The sequence below is a fragment of the Streptomyces sp. JH002 genome, assembly GCF_050916115.1.
GTDB lineage: Bacteria > Actinomycetota > Actinomycetes > Streptomycetales > Streptomycetaceae > Streptomyces > Streptomyces xiamenensis.
Map to the genome: position 1 here is coordinate 824,610 of NZ_CP087989.1, position 18,589 is coordinate 843,198.

An 18,589-nucleotide genomic window follows, 5' to 3' on the forward strand; every position below is an offset into this window, starting at 1 on the left:
GAAGGTAAGGGGGTGGGAGCCCTGAAAGTTTTCCGACGCCGCCCCTCCGGACCCGCGAATCCGGTGTCCACCCGGGACGGCCTGTGCCCGCCCCGCCGCACACCACCGGGCCGGACGGCGGGGCGGCCGGACGGTGGGGGCGGCGGGGCCGCGGGTCAGGGTTCCGACAGCATCGGGAGCGAGGCCAGGTACTCCTCCGGCAGCCCGAACGCGTCTCCCAGACACGCCAGATGAGGGGCGAGCCGGGCGATCGTTCGCTCCACGGCGGCCGGGACATCCCTTACCTGCTCGGCTGTCAGATGGCCGTCCGCCAGCAGTTCCCCGGTTCGGCCCGCGAGGGTCCGCAGCAGGAACAGGCGGCGCAGATCGCTCAGTACGGCCCGGGTCGGGCCGTGCCCGACGGTGGCCTCCGCCGCGGCGAAGGCGTCCGCCGCACGGCCGGCGGCGTGCAGCGCGACGAGTTCGAGGACGGCCCCCGAGGCGCCGTTCCAGCGGGCCAGTGAATCGCCGCGCGGCCCCGACCGCAGATCGGCACGGGCCCGCTCGTGCCAGCACGTCTCCGCCGCCGCCAGCAGCGCCCGCAGCGCGTCCGGGTCCGCCACGTCGCTCGTGCCGGGCGGGGCGGCCGGGAGGACGGAGGGGGTGGGCGCGAACAGCAACTCGGCCCCGGCCTTGCACCAGATCGCCAGATTGTCGCCCTCGGCGGTGATCGCCCCCTCCGTGTTGGCCGCGTGCTCGGCCAGCCCGTTCACAGGGAACAGCCCCCGGGCGCCGCAGCGTTCACGGGCCTCGGTGATGATCTGCCGCGCCTGCCAGGTGATCCAGCCCTTGGCGATGGCCGCCTCCCGCTCGGCCTCGGCCCGTTCCACCGCGGGCGCGTCGATCACGGCGGCGGTCGTCCGGCGGTGCAGGAACGTCATGGCGCAGGCGTGCGCCACCGCCTCCAACAGCCGGCCGGTGTGGCTGCGGTGCGCCGCCAGGGGCACCCGGCGGCCGGCCGCCGGCGCGGAGATGTGGCGCTGGTGGGCGTGGCGGATCGCGATGGCCAGCGCGGCCCGCGCGCCGCCGAGGGTGGCGGCGCTCATGCACAGCTTGCCGGTGGTCACCCGGCCGATGGCCGACAGGAAGCGCCGGCGCGGGCTGCGTACGGCGCTGTCGAACCGGCCGTCGGGGGTGAGCGTGCCGTGGGCGCCCTGGAGGAGCGCGGTGTACGGCAGCCGCACGCCGTCGAAGGTGGTGGCGCAGTGGTCGACCGGGCTGCCGACGCGGTCGGGGAGTTCCTCGATCCGGATGCCGGGCAGCGGGCCGTCGGCGTCCGAGAGCGGGGTGAGGAAGAGGAAGACACCGTGGTCCTCACCGGCGACCAGCAGCCGTGCGGCGACCACGGCACTCTTGGGGCCGCCCGCGGGGCCGGTGTTGGGCATGTACTTGCGCGCGCCCCGGTCCGGGGTGTGCAGCACGAAGCCGTGCGATTCCGGGTCGTGGCGGGCGGTGGTGCGCAGCGCGGCGGCGTCGTTCCCGTGGTCGTACTCGGTGCACAGAAACGTTCCGACACGGTCCATGGCCGTGATGTCCCGCAGGTCCCGGGGAGCGGAGCGGTCATCGTCCAGCAGGCTGCCGAGGAACAGGTTGTAGTGGATGCCGGCCACCGTCGCCAGGGCGCCGTCCGCCACGGCCAGCCACTCGTGGGCGGCGGCCAGCCCGCGCGGGTCCCGGGCGAGCGCGATGGCGTCCCCGTGGCGCTCGTTGACCAGGTGCAGCCGGTCGTAGGTCTCCCGGTGGCGTTCCTCCCGCCGCAGTCGCGGGTGGTGGTGCAGGCGCTCGTCGCGCAGCAGGCCGCGCCAGAACGCGTGGGGGTTCCCCGGGCCGTCCCGCAGCAGCAGGGCGGTCAGCGCCCGGGAGTCGGGGAGACCGGATGCGGTGGGTGCGCGATACGGAGCGGGGACGACGGTGCGGAGCGGGCCCGTGGTGGCGCCGGTCATGGGCAGATCCATTTCACGCAGAGCAGTGGGTTGCTCGCGCTAGGTTAAGGCCATGGGCTGTGTTACCCCAACACGCCCTGGTGGAGGGGGAATCGGGTGCTTCCGCGGCGGGCGGAGGCGCGTCGGCGGAAACGGCCCGTCGCCCGCCGGGCGCGGCTTCACGGGGAGTGGCGGCACGTGGCGGGGTCCGGCCGGCCCATCGTCGAGGTGATGCCCGATGCGGCATGATGGCCGTATGGGACGGGTCACGGAGCGGCGGCGGGTGATACGGATCCGGGACGGGGCGGTCAGTGAGCGCCCCGACACCCTGGTCGGCGAGGAGCCACTGGAGATCCGGGTCAACGGGCGTCCGCTGGCCATCACCATGCGCACGCCGGGCGACGATTTCGCCTTGGCCACCGGCTTTCTGGTGAGCGAGGGCGTGGTGGCGGCGGCCGACGAGGTCACGCGCGTCGCCTACTGCGCCGGGGCCACCGCGGACGGCTCGAACACGTACAACGTGGTGGACGTCCGGCTGGCCGACGGTGTCGCGCCGCCGGACGCGTCCCTGGAGCGGAAGGTGTACACCACCTCCTCCTGCGGGCTGTGCGGCAAGGCGTCGCTGGACGCGGTGCGCACCACGGCCCGCTGGCCGCTGCCGCTGGCCGGCGGCCCGGTGCTCACCCCGGCGCTGCTGTCCGCGCTGCCCGAGCGGCTGCGCGAGCACCAGCGGGTCTTCGAGCGGACCGGCGGGCTGCACGCCGCCGCGCTGTTCGACGGCACGGGTGAGCTGCTGGACGTGCGGGAGGACGTGGGGCGGCACAACGCCGTCGACAAGGTGGTGGGGCGGGCGCTGACCGCTGGGCGGCTGCCGCTGGCGGACACCGTGCTGCTGGTGTCGGGGCGGGCCTCCTTCGAGCTGGTGCAGAAGGCCGTGATGGCCGGGATCCCGGCGCTGGCCGCGGTGTCCGCGCCGTCCGCCCTCGCCGTGGAGCTGGCGGAGGAGGCCGGGCTGACGCTGGTCGGCTTTCTGCGCGGCACCTCGATGAACGTCTACTCGGGGAGTGAACGGCTGGTGCTTCCCGGCGACTCGTCCTCCTCCGACCAGCGGCGGGCCAGGAACGCGCACACCAGCAGCTGAAGCTGGTGGAAGAGCATGAGTGGGAGCACGGCCAGCGCCGTCTGTTCGGGGAAGATCACCCCTGCCATCGGCAGGCCGGCCGCCAGTGACTTCTTGGATCCGGCGAAGGTGATGGCGATCCGGTCGGCCCGTCCGAAGCCCAGGCGGCCGGCGCCGTGGGTGGTCAGCAGCAGCATGATCGTCAGCAGCACCCCCTCGACCGCGAGCAGCGCCAGCAGCCGCCCCCAGCTGGCCTGGGACCAGATGCCCTCGTTCATGCCCTCACTGAACGCGGCGTAGACGACCACCAGGATCGAACCGCGGTCGACGATCTTCACCAGCACCCGGTGGCGGGCGATGAAGCCGCCGATCCAGCGGCGCAGCAGTTGCCCGGCGAGGAACGGCAGGAGCAGCTGGGCACCGATCGACAGCAGCGCGTCGGCGCTGAAGCCCGAGCTCGCGCCGATGAACGCGGCGGCCAGCAGCGGGGTGATGACGATCCCGGCCATCGAGGAGAAGGACCCGGCGGCGATGGCCCCGGCCACGTTGCCGCGCGCGATGGAGGTGAAGGCGATCGAGGACTGCACGGTGGAGGGGACCAGGCACAGGAACAGCAGCCCGGTGTACAGGTCGTCGGTGATCAGCCAGGGGGTGAGGCCGCGGGCGGCGAGACCGAGCAGCGGGAAGATCAGGAACGTGCAGGCCAGGATGGTCACATGGAGTCGCCAGTGGCGTACCCCGTCCATCGTCTCCTGGGTGGACAGCCGGGCTCCGTAGAGGAAGAACAGCAGTCCGATGAAGATCTTGGTCGCCCCGTCCACGGCTTCCGCGGCGGAGCCGCCGACCGGGAACAGCGCGGCCAGGCCGACGGTGGCCATCAGCAGCAGGATGAAGGGGTCGATGAACCGGGTCAATGCACGCACTCGCGCCATTGTGCCCTCCGCCACTGAGGGCTGCGCCGCCGGGCCGGATCATGGACGATAGGCAAACGACTACCAAGTGATCGGCTCTCGATCAGAAGAAGGAATGATTCGTACGTGAGCAGCGTCCCCCATGTCACTCTGAACAACGGCGAAGAGATCCCCCAGCTGGGCTTCGGCGTGTGGCAGGTCCCCGACGACCAGGCGACCGACGTCGTGAGCAGCGCCCTGGAGGCGGGCTACCGCCACATCGACACCGCGGCGAGCTACCACAACGAGGTCGGCACCGGCAAGGCGCTGGCCGCCTCGGGGCTGCCGCGTGAGGAACTGTTCGTCACCACCAAGCTGCGGAACGCCGACCACGGCTACGACGACGCCCTGCGCGCCATCGACGTCTCGCTGGAGAAGCTGGGCCTGGAGTACGTCGACCTCTACCTGATCCACTGGCCGACCCCGATGTACGACCAGTACGTCGAGGCGTGGAAGGCCATGGAGCACATCTACGGCGAAGGCAAGGCCAAGGCCATCGGTGTCTCCAACTTCCGCCCCGCGCACCTGCGCCGGGTCATCGACGAGGGCACCATCGTGCCGGCGATCAACCAGATCGAACTGCACCCGAACTTCTCGCAGGCCGAGTCGCGCGGCGTGCACGCCGAGCTGGGCATCGCCACCGAGGCGTACTCCCCGCTGGGCTCGGGCAAGGGGCTGCTGGATGACCCCAAGCTGGCCGAGATCGGCGCCAAGCACGGCAGGACCCCCGCCCAGGTCGTGCTGCGCTGGCACCTCCAGCTCGGCAACGTCGTCATCCCCAAGTCCGTGACCCCGGCGCGGATCAAGGAGAACATCGACGTCTTCGGCTTCGAGCTGGACGCCGATGACATCGCGGCCATCGCGGCGCTGGACACCAACACCCGCGTCGGTTCCGACCCGGAGACCGCCGCGTTCCGGTAAACGCGGACCCATCCGGGCCGCTTCCGGCTCCGAATGACGGGTGGCATCCGCGTGCGGCGCGGGTGCCACCCGTTCTGTCCGTCTGTCACCGGAGACCACGTATGGAGCCAGTGCCCACCCCCCTGTCCGCTCCGGGCGGGCCCGCCCCCGACCTGGGAGAGCTGCTCACCCAGGTGGCGGCGGGCGACCAGGACGCCTTCGGCGCCGTCTACGACCGGGCCGCCGGCCCGGTCCACGGGCTGGTGCGCAGCGTGCTGCGCGACCCGGCGCAGTCCGAGGAGGTGACCCAGGAGGTCTTGGTCGAGGTCTGGCGCCGGGCCGCGTCCTACGCCCCCGAGCGCGGTTCCGCGATGGCCTGGGTCATGACCCTCGCGCACCGCAGGGCCGTGGACCGGGTGCGCTCCGCGCAGGCCGCCAGCGACCGCGAGCACCGCGCGGCGCTGCTGGACCACACCCCCGCCTACGACGAGGTGACCGAACAGGTCGAGGCCAGCCTGGAGCGCGAACAGGTGCGCCGCTGCATGGGCGGGCTCACCGAACGGCAACGGCAGTCGGTGACCCTCGCCTACTACCGGGGCCTGACCTACCGCGAGGTGGCCGAAGTGCTGTCGCTGCCGCTGGGCACGGTGAAGACCCGGCTGCGCGACGGACTGATCCGGCTGCGCGACTGCCTGGGAGTGACGGCATGAATGTCGAGGATGTGCACACCCTCAGCGGGGCCTACGCGCTGGACGCGCTGCCCCCCGTGGAGCGCGAGGAGTTCACGCGCCATCTGAACCGCTGCGAAGCCTGCGCCCGGGAGGTGAGGGAACTGTCGGAGACCGCGGCCCGGCTGGCCCGTGCGGTGGCCGTCCCCCCGCCGCCCCAGCTGCGCGAGAACGTCATGCGGCGGATCGCGACCGTACGGCAGGACCCGCCGCCCGGCGCCCTGCGCGCGCTGCGCCGCCGGACGCGGCGCGTGCTGCCCGGCTTCGCGCTCGCCGCCGCACTGGCCGCCGCCGTCCTGGGCGGCACCACCGTGTGGCAGTGGCAGTCGGCGCGCGAGATGCAGCAGGAGATGCAGCAGGCCCAGGAACAGGCGGCGCTGCTGGCCCAGGTGATCGCCGCGCCGGACGCCGTGGTGAGCGGCGGCGTGCTGCCGGGTGGCGGAACCGGCACGGTGGTGGTCTCCGCCGGCATGAATCGCGCGGCGTTCGTGACCTCCGGAATGCCGGCCCCGCCGGACGGCATGGTGTACCAGTTGTGGTTCGACGATCACGGTGCGATGCGGCCCGCCGGAATGCTCGACCCGGCGGCCACCGACGAGGCCATGCTGATGGACGGCACGCTGGACGGCGCGGACGGCATGGGCGTCACGCTGGAGCCCGCGGGTGGTTCTCCGCAGCCGACATCCGATCCGCTGGCCGTCATGGAATTCCCGACCACCTAGCGAGGAGCGAGCGGACGATGGATGTCGCCGTGGTTGTGTTCACCAGTGATCTGCGACTGCGCGACCATCCCGCGCTGCACGCGGCCCAACGCGCCGCCGAGGCGGTGGTGCCGCTGTTCGTCCGTGACCGGGGCGTGGACGGAGCCGGCTTCGCCACGCCCAACCGGCTCGCGTTCCTGGCCGACGCGCTCACCGACCTGGACGCCGGGCTGCGCGAGCGCGGCGGCCGGCTCGTGGTGCGCGAGGGGGACGTGGTCGAGGAGGTGTGCGCGGTGGTGCGGGACACCGGCGCGGGCGAGGTGCACCTGTCCGCCGGGGTGAGCGCGTACGCGCGGCGCCGCGAGGAGCGGCTGCGGGCCGCGCTGGAGGAACTGCGCTGCCCGCTGCGGGTGCACGACGGCGCCGTGACGGTGGTGCCGCCGGGCGCGGTCACTCCGGCCGGGCGGGACCACTTCGCGGTGTTCACGCCGTACCACCGCCGCTGGCGGGAGAGCGTACGGGACGCCCCGCTGCCCGCGCCGCGCCGGATCCGGGTGCCGGACACGGCCAAGGGGCAGGGGCCGCCGGAGCGCGGCGGGGTCACCGGGGTCTCCCCCGGCGTCCCGCGCGGTGGTGAGCAGGAGGGCCGCCGGCGGATGACGGCCTGGCTGCGCTCGGACATCGACGCGTACGAGGAGCGGCACGACGACCTGGCGGGCGACGCCACCTCGCGGCTCTCGCCGTACCTGCACTTCGGCTGCCTGTCGGCGTCCGAACTGACCCACCGGGCGCTGCGGCACGGCGGGACGGGCGCGGAGGCGTTCGTACGGCAGCTGGCCTGGCGGGACTTCCACCACCAGGTGCTGGCGGCCCGGCCGGACACGTCGTGGGCCGACTACCGGCCCCGGGGCGACCGGTGGCGGCACGACGAGCGGGAGCTGACCGCCTGGCGCGAGGGCCGCACCGGCTACCCGATCGTGGACGCCGCGATGCGGCAGCTCGCGCACGAGGGATGGATGCACAACCGGGGACGCCTGCTGGCGGGCAGCTTCCTCACCAAGACGCTGTACGCCGACTGGCGCGAGGGCGCCCGGCACTTCCTGCGGCTGCTGGTGGACGGCGACATGGCGAACAACCAGCTGAACTGGCAGTGGGTGGCGGGCACCGGGACGGACACCCGCCCCAACCGGGTGCTCAACCCGGTGACGCAGGGCCGGCGTTACGACCCGGACGGCGCGTATGTGCGGCGCTGGGTGCCGGAACTGGCCGGGGTGGGCGGCTCCGCGGTGCACGAGCCGTGGAAGCTGGACGCCTCACAGCTGCGCGCCGGCGGCTACCCCGCGCCGCTGGTGGACCTGGCCGTCTCCCGGGACCGTTTCCTGACGGCGCGGCACAAGGAATGACACCGCGGCGGCCCGGTACGGCGGAAGGAAATCCACCTCCTCCGCCGTACCGGGCCGCCGGGTTCAGCCGGTCATTCGGTCAGCCGGTCAGCCGGTCACCCGTCCGACGGGGCACGCGGGCCGCGCGGCGGGCGGGGGAAGAATCCGCTGGTGCGGGCGGCGTACGCGGCCCAGCCGGGCCGGTCCGCCATCCGCCGCTCCAGCAGGGCCTTGCCGCTGCCGAAGATCAGCAGCGCGCTCATCACCAGCGGAGCGGGCAGCGCCACCAGCGCCGCCGTCCATCCCGAGCAGGCCAGCAGGTACAGCCCCCACCACACGGCGAAGTCACCGAAGTAGTTGGGGTGCCGGGTCCAGCTCCACAGCCCACGGTCCATCAGCCGGCCCCGGTTCGCCGGATCGGCCCGGAACCGCGCCAACTGCCGGTCCCCGACCGCCTCGAAGAACATCCCCAGCGCCCACAGGGCGATGGCCGCCACGGTGAGCGGCAGCGGCGGTGCCCCCGCGTACAGCGCGATCTGTACCGGCGCCGACACCAGCAGGATCAGCACCCCCTGGAGCAGGTACACCTTGCGCAGCGCGTACACGTGCCGGTTGCCGGGGGCCTTGTCCAGCATCCGGGCGTAGCGCGGGTCCTCCCCGTGTCCCCGGCCGCGCCAGGCGATGTGCGCCGCCAGCCGCAGGCCCCACACCGCCGTGAGCACCGCCACCAGCAGCCGGTGGGCGTCCTCGCCCTGGCCGGTGGAGGCGATCCAGCCCGCCACGGCCAGCGCGGCGAAGCCCAGGCCCCAGGCGCTGTCCACCACCCGGTGCAGCCCGCCCTTCGCCATGGCCACCGCGAAGGTCGCCGCCATGAGGACGAGCAGGACGACGGCCGACAGCGCCGCGTTGCGGGCGAGATCCGCCCAGGGGAGGCCGCTCACCGCTCGCCCGCCCGGTACCAGTCGGCGGGCGTCGGCTCCATGCCGCTGCCGCCGGCGTCCCCGGGGCGCACCGCGAGGATCTGGTCCACACCCATCCGCCGCTGTTCGAACGACAGCGCGGCGCCGGTGAGATACAGCCGCCAGACACGGCAGGTGCGCTCACCCACCAGGGCGGCGAAGTCGGCCCACTCACGCTCCAGGGTGGCGAGCCAGGCGGCCACCGTGCGCACGTAGTGCTCGCGCAGCGCCTCCACCGAGCGCACCTCGAGACCGGCGGACTCCAGCATCCCCACGGTCTGCCCCGCCGGCCGCATGTGCATGTCGGGCGCGATGTAGGTCTCGATGAACGGTCCGCCGGCCGGCACGTGCGACCCCCGCGACATCTGCTGGAGCAGCAGCCGCCCGTGGGGCCGCAGCATGCCGTGCAGCAGGGAGGCGAACCGCGGGTACTCCTCGTCGCCGACATGTTCGCCCATCTCGATCGAGGTGACCGCCTCGTACCAGCCGCCGCGGATGTCGCGCCAGTGGCACAGCCGGACGTCCACCCACTCGGTGAGCCCGCGGCGCTCGACCTCCGCCCGTACGTGCCGCGCCTGTTCGGCGGAGAGCGTGACGGCGGTGACCTGGGCCTTGTACTCCTGCGCGGCGTACAGGCTCAGCGAGCCCCAGCCGCAGCCGACATCGAGCAGCCGCATCCCGGGGCGCAACGCCAGCTTGCGGCAGATCAGTTCGAGTTTGTCGCGCTGGGCGTCGGCGACGCCGTACGCCCGGTCCTCGGGGTCGCCGCGCCAGTAGCCGCACGAGTAGGCCATGGAAGGGTCGAGCAGCCGGGCGTAGAAGTCGTTGGACAGGTCGTAGTGGTGGGCGATCGCCTGGCGGTCGCGCGAGCGGCTGTGCGGGATGCCGCGCAGCCGCGCCCCGCCGGCGGGGGCGGGCGGCCGGGGGCCCAGCGCGCCCAGGGCGGCGAGGGTGCTCACCATCCTCGCCCGGTCGGCCACCGTCAGCCGCGGTGGTGTCAGCCGTTCCTCGCGGGAGGCCGTCCACACGGTGCGCAGGGAGGCTCCGAGGTCGCCCTCCACGTCCAGATCACCGCAGATGTAGGCGTCGGCGAGCCCGAGTTCACCGGGCTGCCACAGCAGTCTGCGCAGCGCCCGGCGATTGCGCAGCACCACCACCGGGGCGTGCGCGGGCCCGGTCTCCGAACCGTCCCAGGCGCGCAGCCGGACGGGCGGCCGGCCGGCGAAGAGCTGGTGCAGCAGCGGGGCGAGGCGGGCTGCGGCGGTCATCGGGGGCCTCCCTTGAGGAGCTGGAACTGCTGGACGTCGAGGTAGCCGGAGCGGAACCCGGCCTCGCAGTAGGCGAGATAGAAGGTCCACATGCGGCGGAACGTGTCGTCGAACCCCAGCCCTTCGACGGCCGGGGCCTGTTCGGTGAAGCGTTCGCGCCACAGCCGCAGGGTCTCGGCGTAGTGCGGGCCGTAGCGCTCGCGGCGGGCGACGGTCAGCCCCGCGTGCCGGGCGGCGCCGTCGGTGATGGCCTCGGTGGAGGGCAGTTGCCCGCCGGGGAAGATGTACTTCTGGATCCAGGTGTGGGTGGTGTGGGAGGCCACCATCCGGTCGTGGGGCATGGTGATGGCCTGCAGGGCGATCCGGCCGCCGGGGGCCAGTACCCGGTCCAGGGCCCGGAAGTAGCCGGGCCAGCCGCGTACGCCGACGGCCTCGATCATCTCGACGCTGACGACGGCGTCGTAGCCCGCGCCGGGAGCGGCGGCCAGGTCTCGGTAGTCCTGGAGCCGGATCTCCACCCGGTCGGCGACGCCGGCCTCGGCCACCTTGCGCAGCGCGAGATCGCGCTGGGCGGCGGACAGCGTGATGGTGTCGACGTGCGCGCCGCGCCGGGCGGCGCGCACGGCCAGTTCGCCCCAGCCGGTGCCGATCTCCAGCAGCCGGGTTCCCGGTCCGGCCCCGGCCAGGTCCAGCAGCCGGTCGATCTTGCGGTGCTGGGCCTGCTCCAGTTGGTCCCAGCGGGCGGGCAGGGTGCGGAAGACGGCCGAGGAGTAGGTGAGGGTGGGGTCGAGGAAGAGGGCGAAGAGGTCGTTGGACAGGTCGTAGTGACGGCGGATGTTCTCGCGCGCGTCGTCGGGGGCGTTGTGCTGCGAGGCCGGCTGGGGCGGGGCCCACCAGCCGCGCAGCCGCTGGAGCGGCGCCGGGATCAGGGCGCCGGCGTGGCCGGCCACCACGGTGAGCGCGGCGACCAGGTCGGGGGCGTCCCACTCTCCGGCGAGGTAGGACTCGCCGAAGCCGATGGTGCCGCCCGTGCCCAGGCGCCGGTGGAACGCCGCGGGGTCGTGGATCTCGATGCGCGGGCCGCCCGGGCCCGGCAGCGGGCCGTCCGGGGTGACGACGCGCAGCGGGAGGCGGGAGACGGCGCGCCGTACCAGTCGTTCGGTGACCGCGACGCGCGGCCGGGAGGCGGCGGGCACGGCGGCGACGTCCGGCCAGGTGACGGGATCGACGGGCAGGGGGTGGGAGGGGGTGAGCCGGTTCATGTGCTGCCTCGCTGGGGACGGCGGGGGTCGGGGTCGTGGGTGTTGTGGGGCGGGCCGGTGCGGTGCCCGGCCGCGCTGCCGCCGGGGGCGGGGCCGTCCGGCGGGCCGGACGCGTGGGATCGCTCCGGTACGGGGTGCTGCCGCTCGGGGACGGGGTCGTGCCGGCGTACCCGCAGCCCGCGCAGGTACAGGGTGATGCCGTGGGCACGGATGGCGGCGGAGACGGCGAGGGTGGACCACGGGTGCCGGACGGCGGCGCGCAGCAGCCCCCGGGCGCCGGCGGGCCGCCGGACTCCGGTGACGGCGGCCGTGAACGGCTTCTCGCCGGGCTGGTCCAGGGTGACGGTCAGCCGCAGCCGGTCGCCGGGCACCGGCAGCCGCATCCGGTACCGTCCGGCGACCGTGAAGAACGGCGAGACGGCGAGCCTCTTGTCCGTCACCGCCCGCCCGGCGCCGTCGGGGTGCAGCAGGTAGGCGTGCCGCTTCCCGTAGGTGTTGTGGACCTCGGCGACGACGCAGGCCAGGGAGCCGTCGCGGTGGTGGCACCAGTAGAGCGTCAGCGGGTTGAACACGTAGCCGAACACCCTGGCGTGGGCGAGCATCAGCGTGGGGCCGCCGGGCGGCGGCTCCCCGTGGTCCGTCAGAAAGCGCTCCAGACCGGCGGCGATGCTGGGGGCCGTCCCGTCGAAGTGATCCCGCGGGTCGAAGCGCGCCAGAGCCCGCAGCCCGCGGGGCGGGACCGGCACGGCCGCCGGGTCGATCAGCCACAGATAGGTGCGGTGCCGCAGCGTGTGCCGCAGCGGGGAGCGCCGGGCATGACGGATCTCGCACCGGTACAGGGCGGGCACCGGCGGGGCCTCGCCCGCCGGGCCGTCGCTCACCAGGACACCCCCTGGGCGGCGGCGGCCAGCACGCCCGACCGGCAGCCGTCCTCGTGGAAGCCCCAGCCGTGGTACGCGCCGGCGTAGGCGGTCACCGGCCCGCTCAGCGCGGGCAGCCGCAGCTGCGCGGAGACCGACTCGGGGGTGTAGACGGGGTGTTCGTACACCATGCCGGCGAGAATCCGGCCGGGGTCGATCCGGTCCTCGGCGTTCAGCGAGACCACGTAGCGTTCCTCGCCGGGCTGCTGCGGCAGGCGCTGCAACCGGGTCATGTCGTAGCTGACCGTCACCCGCTCCGGTCGGGCCCGGCAGCCGGGCAGCAGATAGTTCCAGGACGCCGACGCCGCCCGGCTGCGCGGCAGGACCGAGGTGTCGGTGTGCAGCACCGTGGCGTTGCGGGAGTAGGTGAAGGCGCCCAGCGCCTCGCGTTCGGCACCGGTCGGGTCGGCGAGGAGGCGCAGCGCCTGGTCGGCGTGGGTGGCGATGACGACGGAGTCGAAGGAGTGCGCCGCGCCGTCGGCGGTGGTGATCTCCACGCCCCCGCCGGTGCGGCGCACGGTGCGCACCGGGGTGGCGGTACGGACGGCGTTGATCCGTTTGGCGGCGCGCTCCACGTAGCTGCGCGAGCCGCCGGTGACGGTCCGCCACACCGGTGAGCCGGTGACGGACAGCAGCCCGTGGTGGTCCAGGAACTGGAAGAGGTACCGCGCCGGGTAGCGCAGCGCGGTCTCCGGGGAGCAGGACCACACGGCGGACACCAGCGGGGTCATGAAGTGTCCGGTGAAGTAGGCGGAGAAGCCGCCCGCGCTCAGGAACTCCCCCAGGGTGACGGCGTCACCGGCGGTGGAGCGCAGCACGGCGCGGGCCCGGCGGTGGAAGCGCGGCACCTCCGCGAACATCCGCAGCGCGGCGGGACGCAGTGCCGTACCGGGCCGGGCGAACAGGCCGCGCGGCCCGCGGGCCCCCGCGTACTCCAGGCCGCAGCCCTCGCACCGCACCGACATGCTCATCTCCGACTCCTGCGTGCTCACGCCCAGTTCGCGGAAGAGCCGCAACAGCTGCGGATAGGTGCGGTCGTTGTGGACGATGAATCCGGAGTCCACCGCGTGCATGCGTCCGGGGCCCGCCACGTCGTGGGTGTGCGCGTGGCCGCCGAGCCTGCCGTCCGCCTCGAAGAGCGTCACCTCGTCCCGTTTGCTGAGCACATGGGCGGCGGTGAGTCCGGAGACCCCCGCCCCCACCACCGCGGTACGGCGTGCCGTGCCCGTCATCTCGCTGCCTCCTCGTGCCTCTTCCGAGCAGTTTTCGGGAAGTGTTCGGAACCGGTGCCGACCTGGATGGGTGTGGCCGCCGGATTCACCCGTTGCGGGGAGCCGGCAAGTTTTTTCCGCACCGGACCCATCCGCCGGGGGCCGGGCCGCGAATACGGGATGTGAGCAACGAGCGGACAGCGAATGGGAAGAGGGCCCTCGCCCGGCTGCGGGAGGTCCTCCCGACGGCCGCCGTCGGGAGTGTGGCGGGGCTGCTGGCGGCGTTCACCTCACTGGCAGTCGCCGAGCTGGTGGCCGCCTGGGTGCGGGAGGAAGCCCGGCCGGTGAACGCGGTGGGCGGGGCGGTCATCGACCGCACCCCGGCCGCGGTGAAGGACTGGGCGATCGAGAACTTCGGTACCAACGACAAGCTGGTGCTCCAGCTGGGCATCCTGGTGCTGCTCGCGCTGTTCGCGGTCGCGGTGGGCGCGCTGGCGATGCGGTTCCGCCGCTCCGCATCGCTCGCGGTGCTGGGTTTCGGGCTGTTCGGCGCCGTGGTGGCGGTCGGGCGGCCCGAAGGCGCCGGGGCGGACGCGGTTCCCTCCTTGACAGGAGCGGTCGCGGGGGCCGCGGTGCTGTACGTCCTGACCGGCCAGGGACTGCGGATGGTCCCGGGCCGGTCAGGGCCGGGAGAGCGGGAGGGCCACGACGGCCGCGCCGAGCGGCCGGACACCGCGGCCGCGCGGACCCTGAGCGGCCTGGAACGGCGGCGGTTCGTCGTGGCGGCGACCACGGTGGCCGCGGCCTCGGCCGGGACCGGGCTCCTCGGGCAGCGGCTGAACGCGACGGGACACGCGCAGGCGGCTGCCTCGCGCGCCGCGCTCGGCCTTCCCGCTCCCTCCTCACCGGCCGGCGCGGTCCCGGCCGGCGCCGAACTCGCCGTACCGGGCCTCGAACCGCTCATCACGCCGAATCGTGATTTCTACCGCATCGATACGGCGCTGACCGTCCCCCGGATCGACGCGGAGGGCTGGCGGCTGCGCGTGCACGGCCTCGGAGTCACCAGACCTCTGGAGCTGAGCTTCGACCAGTTGCTGGATCGCGAGCTCATCGAGCGCCGCATCACCCTCACCTGTGTCTCCAATCCGGTCGGCGGACGGTACACGGGGAACGCCGGCTGGATCGGGGTGCGACTGGCCGAGATCCTGGAGGAGGCCGGGGTCCGGCCGCCCTCCCGGGGCGGTCCGGCCGACCAGCTGATCGCCCGTTCGGTGGAGGGCATGACGCTCGGCTCCCCGGTGGAGACCCTCATGGACGGCCGTGACGCGCTCCTTGCCGTCGGCATGAACGGTGAACCGCTGCCGTTCGACCACGGCTTCCCCGTCCGGATGGTCGTGCCCGGCCTGTACGGCTACGTGTCGGCCTGCAAGTGGCTGACCGAACTGGAGCTGACCACGTTCGACCGTTACGACGCCTACTGGGTGGAGCGCGGCTGGTCCGCCGAGGGCCCGGTCAAGACGCAGTCGCGCATCGACACCCCGCGCGGCCTCGCCGAGCTGAGCGCCGGTCCCGTACCGGTCGCCGGCGTCGCCTGGGCACAGCACACCGGGATCGACCGGGTGGAGGTGCGGGTGGACGACGGGCCGTGGTCGCCGGCCGAACTGGCCGAGGAGGACGGCGTGGACGTGTGGCGGCAGTGGGTGTGGATGTGGGACGCCACGCCCGGGCGGCACACGCTCCAGGTTCGGGCCACCGACCGCTCCGGCGAGACCCAGACCGCCGACCGGGTGGATGTCGTGCCCGACGGTGCGACCGGCCGCCATTCGGTGGTGGTCACCGTGGGCTGACCCCGCGCCGCCCAGCCGGCGCTCCCCTCGACCCCTTCGTCCGCGCACAGTCGCCCGGATCAACCGTCACAGACCAGGAGTATCTCCCATGCGTATCAACCGAATCCGCCGCGCCGCCGTCGCCGTCACCGCCGCCGCCGTGCTGCCGCTGAGCCTGTCTGCCTGCTCCTCCGACGACAACTCCTCGGAGAACAGCTCCTCCGGCGACGGCATGACGGAGGACATGACGGACGACGACATGACGGACGACATGACGGACGACGACATGATGGACGACGGCATGGGCAGTGCCGCCCAGACCTTCGGCCCGGCCTGCGCCGCCACTCCGGAAGATGGCCCCGGCAGCTTCGACGGCATGGCGATGGACCCGGTGGCCACGGCGGCGAGCAACAACGAGGCGCTGACCACCCTGGTGAGCGCGGTGGACGCGGCCGGGCTGGTGGACACCCTGAACGACGCGGACGGCATCACCGTCTTCGCCCCCGTCAACGACGCCTTCGCCGCGATCCCCGAGGAGGACCTGAACGCGGTGCTGGCCGACCAGGACATGCTGACCTCGATCCTCACCTACCACGTGGTGGGCGAGCGGATCTCGCCCGACCAGCTGGCGGAAGGCACCTTCGAGACGCTCCAGGGCGGCACCGTCACCACGGCGGGCTCGGGCGAGTCTTTCACCGTCAACAACGAGGCCGCCGTGGTCTGCGGCAATGTGCAGACGGCCAACGCCACGGTCTACCTGATCGACACCGTGCTGATGCCGTAACGGAGCGGGCCCCAGGGGCCTCAGTCCGCAGCGTGGCCCGCCGCGATCTCCTCGATCCGGCGGGCCAGTTGCGCGTCCAGCTCGGTGACCTTGCCGCCCACGCTGTGGGTGTTGAGCGCCACGCCGAGGCGGTTGTAGACCAGCGTCAGTTCGGCGTGGTGGTTCAACTCCTCCTGGGCCACCGAGATGTGGACCAGCAGGGCGACCGCCGCCGGGTGGCCCGGCAGCGTGTACGAGCGCACCAGGTGGTCGTCCTCCGCCCGCCAGCCGGGCATTCCGCTCAGCGTCTCGGCGATCTCCAGCTCGGTCAGCGGCTGCGGCGCCATCGGCGCGCTCCCTTCACCCGGTGCGGTTCGTTCACGGCGATGGCCACCCTAGTGTGCGGCCCGGCCCGATCGGGGGAGGAACGGCCCGGCGGGCGCCGCGCCCACCGGGCCCGTCACGCGGGCGACGGCGCGTCGGTCCGCCCGGACAGCTGCGCCGACTCCGCCAGCCAGCGGCGCAGCACCCGGTGCACCGACTCGGCACCGACGAGCTCGCCGCCGGCCGCCCCCTCCCCGTCACCGGGCAGCGGGTCGGACAGGGCGTGCGGGGAGAGCAGGAACGCGTGGCTCTGCTCCCCGCCGAGGCCGCCGTGCGACCCCACCTGGTCCTCGAAGGCGTGGATGGCGCCGGAGACCGGGTCGACCGACGAATTGATCATCAGATCGGCGGTGTGCGGGAACCGGTCGGTCCGCAGCACCGCTTCCGCCGCGCCCGCCCCGAACGGTGCCAGCGGGTCGGGCCCGATGACCTCCCCGCTGACCAGCCGGTGTTCACCGCCGCCCCCGCCCAGCACCACCGCCCCGTACCGCTGGTCGCGCACCAGCACGAAACCGATCCCCGGATGCTCGGCCAGCGTCGACAGCAGCGCCGGATAGCGGGAGGCGATCTCGGCCCGCGTCGCCCGCCCGGCGATCTCCGGGAAGGACACCAGACCCAGATTGCCGGAACCCAGCACCACCGGCGCCCGCCGCCGCTCCTCCCCGGGAGCGGCCGCCGCACCGGGAACAGGCTCGGGTGGCTCCGGCGGCTCCTCGGGACGGTGCAGCGCGGACCGCGCCACCGCCCGCGCCTCGGCACCGCTCTCCGCCCGCCGCTCGCGCCGCTTGTGCCGCGCCCGCCGCGGTTCCCCCGCCAGCGGCCGACCGCAGCCGATCCGTACCAGCTCCTCCAGCGAGTGGCCGTACGCCGCCTCGAACGGCTCGCCCTGACTCTGCCCGTGGTCGGAGAGCAGCACCAGATGGTACGGGCGCGGTGCGTACGCGATGGCCTGCCCGATCGTGGCCACGCAGTCGTCCAGGCGGCGCAGCACCTGCCGTACGTCGGGCGAGCGCGGCCCGGAGTGGTGCGCCACCTCGTCGTACGCCACGAGATCCGCGTAGACGGCCGTGCGGCCGGTCAGGATGTCCCCGACGACGGACGCGGTGACCACATCCCGCTCGACGACGGTGGCGAACGCCCGGATCATCGGGTATAGGCCGCCGCGCCCCACCCGGGGGGTGACTCCGCGCAGCCGGGCGCGTACCGACTGGAAGACCTCCCGGGCCAGCTCGGCGGCGAAGGACAGCACGGTGCGGGCGGCGTGTGCCGGGTCGGAGAAGTACGCGAAGTACCCGGCACGCGAACGCTCGCCCTTGCCGCGGCGGACGGCGATCGACACCACCAGCGCGGCCTGCCCGGCGCCGCCGGTGAACAGATTGCCGCGGCTGGCCCCGTCCGCCGCGAGCAGCCCCGGATGCCCCGCGCGGGCGGCGGCGCGGCGCTGGAGCTCGGCCGCGCTGGAGGGCCGGTTGCTGACGATGACCTCGCCGCGCTCCTTCTCGTACCAGCGGAAGGCCGGCACGTCCTCGTTGCTGCCGTGCAGGATGCCCAGCTGGGAGGCACCGGTCTGGCTCGACCAGTCGGTGCGCCAGCGGGTGAGCCGGTGGCTGGTGCCGCACAGCGCGGCGACGGATGGCATCAGCGGGCGGTCGCCGGCGATCGCCTCGCGCAGCAGCGCGTGCCCGATGCCGTCGAGCTGGAGGAAAACGGTGCCGGCGGGGCGCGGCACCCCCGCCGCGTCGGGGCCGCCGGCGTCGCGCGCCCTCCCCCAGCCGCCGGCCGTGTGCCCCCACGGGGCCATCCGGTGCAGCCGGCGGCGCTGCGCGCCCTGGTCACGGACCGCGAGCCAGGTGCTCGTGGCGGAGGAGGTCAGCGACATGACGGCGGCCACGATCACGGCCGTCTGCGGACTGGCCTCGCCGCGCCCGTACGGGATGAGGCTGAGCGCGAACAGCAGCAGGGAGCCGTTGAGCAGGAAGACCAGGCAGGCCAGGGCGAGCGCGGGCACCAGCAGCAGGGTGCGCACCAGCCAGGGCCACACCAGGGCGGACAGGATCCCGAAGGCGCCGGCGCCGAGCAGCGCGGTGGCGGCGACCCGGGTGAGACTGTCGCCGTCCGGGGACTGGAGCCGGAAGTCGGGCAGGATCACGGCGAGCACCACCATGGTGGCGGCGCTGACGCCCCACACCACGAGCACCCGCAGCAGCGCCGCGCCGCCGCTTCTCACCCCTGCCACCGTCCGGCCCTCCCTGTC

At 73.8% G+C, this 18,589-nt stretch carries 16 protein-coding genes; 7 read left to right on the plus strand and 9 right to left on the minus strand.

The window, feature by feature from the left end; translation table 11 throughout:
* Nucleotides 1–155: 155 nt before the first annotated feature.
* The gene (locus H7827_RS03390; protein ID WP_432742551.1) at nucleotides 156–1,982 is read right to left on the minus strand and encodes an acyl-CoA dehydrogenase; all 1,827 of its coding nucleotides are present in this window, start codon (nucleotides 1,980–1,982) and stop codon (nucleotides 156–158) included.
* Between the two features lie 235 nt (nucleotides 1,983–2,217).
* Here H7827_RS03390 and fdhD point away from each other — a divergent pair, with 235 nt between their 5' ends.
* Nucleotides 2,218–3,102 carry a formate dehydrogenase accessory sulfurtransferase FdhD gene (fdhD, locus tag H7827_RS03395; protein WP_432742553.1) on the plus strand — a complete coding sequence of 295 codons (885 nt, stop codon included), beginning with the start codon at nucleotides 2,218–2,220 and terminating at the stop codon, nucleotides 3,100–3,102.
* Here fdhD and H7827_RS03400 read toward each other — a convergent pair.
* Nucleotides 3,015–4,013, minus strand: coding sequence for a bile acid:sodium symporter family protein (locus H7827_RS03400; RefSeq protein WP_432742555.1), 999 nt, complete (start codon nucleotides 4,011–4,013; stop codon nucleotides 3,015–3,017). The genes fdhD and H7827_RS03400 overlap by 88 nt on opposite strands.
* A gap of 105 nt (nucleotides 4,014–4,118) precedes the next feature.
* Between H7827_RS03400 and H7827_RS03405 the strand changes: the two genes are divergently transcribed.
* The 4 genes from H7827_RS03405 to H7827_RS03420 all read left to right on the plus strand — a co-directional run bounded on the left by H7827_RS03405 (nucleotide 4,119) and on the right by H7827_RS03420 (nucleotide 7,763).
* The gene (locus H7827_RS03405) at nucleotides 4,119–4,952 is read left to right on the plus strand and encodes an aldo/keto reductase (RefSeq protein ID WP_432742557.1); all 834 of its coding nucleotides are present in this window, start codon (nucleotides 4,119–4,121) and stop codon (nucleotides 4,950–4,952) included.
* A gap of 101 nt (nucleotides 4,953–5,053) precedes the next feature.
* Nucleotides 5,054–5,641 (plus strand): sigma-70 family RNA polymerase sigma factor, encoded by a 588-nt coding sequence (locus H7827_RS03410; RefSeq protein WP_432742559.1) that lies wholly within the window; start codon nucleotides 5,054–5,056, stop codon nucleotides 5,639–5,641.
* On the plus strand, nucleotides 5,638–6,381 hold the full coding sequence (locus H7827_RS03415) for an anti-sigma factor (protein ID WP_432742561.1): 744 nt from the start codon (nucleotides 5,638–5,640) through the stop codon (nucleotides 6,379–6,381). The genes H7827_RS03410 and H7827_RS03415 overlap by 4 nt, the downstream gene beginning before the upstream one ends.
* 17 nt (nucleotides 6,382–6,398) lie before the next feature.
* Nucleotides 6,399–7,763 (plus strand): cryptochrome/photolyase family protein, encoded by a 1,365-nt coding sequence (locus H7827_RS03420; RefSeq protein ID WP_432742563.1) that lies wholly within the window; start codon nucleotides 6,399–6,401, stop codon nucleotides 7,761–7,763.
* Between the two features lie 95 nt (nucleotides 7,764–7,858).
* Here H7827_RS03420 and H7827_RS03425 read toward each other — a convergent pair whose 3' ends face one another.
* The 5 genes from H7827_RS03425 to H7827_RS03445 are packed head-to-tail and all read right to left on the minus strand — an operon-like array spanning nucleotide 7,859 to nucleotide 13,383.
* Nucleotides 7,859–8,683, minus strand: coding sequence for a DUF1295 domain-containing protein (locus tag H7827_RS03425; protein ID WP_432742565.1), 825 nt, complete (start codon nucleotides 8,681–8,683; stop codon nucleotides 7,859–7,861).
* Complete coding sequence (locus H7827_RS03430) at nucleotides 8,680–9,969, minus strand: class I SAM-dependent methyltransferase (protein ID WP_432742567.1); 1,290 nt, start codon at nucleotides 9,967–9,969, stop codon at nucleotides 8,680–8,682. The genes H7827_RS03425 and H7827_RS03430 overlap by 4 nt, the downstream gene beginning before the upstream one ends.
* Nucleotides 9,966–11,231 (minus strand): class I SAM-dependent methyltransferase, encoded by a 1,266-nt coding sequence (locus H7827_RS03435; RefSeq protein ID WP_432742569.1) that lies wholly within the window; start codon nucleotides 11,229–11,231, stop codon nucleotides 9,966–9,968. Before H7827_RS03435 ends, H7827_RS03430 begins: the two co-directional genes overlap by 4 nt.
* Nucleotides 11,228–12,112 carry a DUF1365 domain-containing protein gene (locus H7827_RS03440; RefSeq protein WP_432742571.1) on the minus strand — a complete coding sequence of 295 codons (885 nt, stop codon included), beginning with the start codon at nucleotides 12,110–12,112 and terminating at the stop codon, nucleotides 11,228–11,230. The genes H7827_RS03435 and H7827_RS03440 overlap by 4 nt, the downstream gene beginning before the upstream one ends.
* Nucleotides 12,109–13,383 carry an NAD(P)/FAD-dependent oxidoreductase gene (locus H7827_RS03445; protein ID WP_432742573.1) on the minus strand — a complete coding sequence of 425 codons (1,275 nt, stop codon included), beginning with the start codon at nucleotides 13,381–13,383 and terminating at the stop codon, nucleotides 12,109–12,111. Before H7827_RS03445 ends, H7827_RS03440 begins: the two co-directional genes overlap by 4 nt.
* Nucleotides 13,384–13,589: 206 nt before the next feature.
* On the opposite strand from H7827_RS03445, the gene H7827_RS03450 reads away from it, so the two are divergent.
* Entirely contained in the window at nucleotides 13,590–15,209 is a 1,620-nt protein-coding gene (locus H7827_RS03450) for a molybdopterin-dependent oxidoreductase (protein ID WP_432747931.1), read from the plus strand.
* Between the two features lie 88 nt (nucleotides 15,210–15,297).
* Nucleotides 15,298–15,972, plus strand: coding sequence for a fasciclin domain-containing protein (locus tag H7827_RS03455; protein ID WP_432742575.1), 675 nt, complete (start codon nucleotides 15,298–15,300; stop codon nucleotides 15,970–15,972).
* Nucleotides 15,973–15,992: 20 nt separating this feature from the next.
* Here H7827_RS03455 and H7827_RS03460 read toward each other — a convergent pair whose 3' ends face one another.
* Both H7827_RS03460 and H7827_RS03465 read right to left on the minus strand, forming a co-directional pair.
* Nucleotides 15,993–16,298 carry a 4a-hydroxytetrahydrobiopterin dehydratase gene (locus tag H7827_RS03460; RefSeq protein WP_432742577.1) on the minus strand — a complete coding sequence of 102 codons (306 nt, stop codon included), beginning with the start codon at nucleotides 16,296–16,298 and terminating at the stop codon, nucleotides 15,993–15,995.
* A 113-nt stretch (nucleotides 16,299–16,411) separates the two neighbouring features.
* Entirely contained in the window at nucleotides 16,412–18,499 is a 2,088-nt protein-coding gene (locus H7827_RS03465) for an alkaline phosphatase family protein (RefSeq protein ID WP_432747932.1), read from the minus strand.
* Between the last annotated feature and the right edge of the window lie 90 nt (nucleotides 18,500–18,589).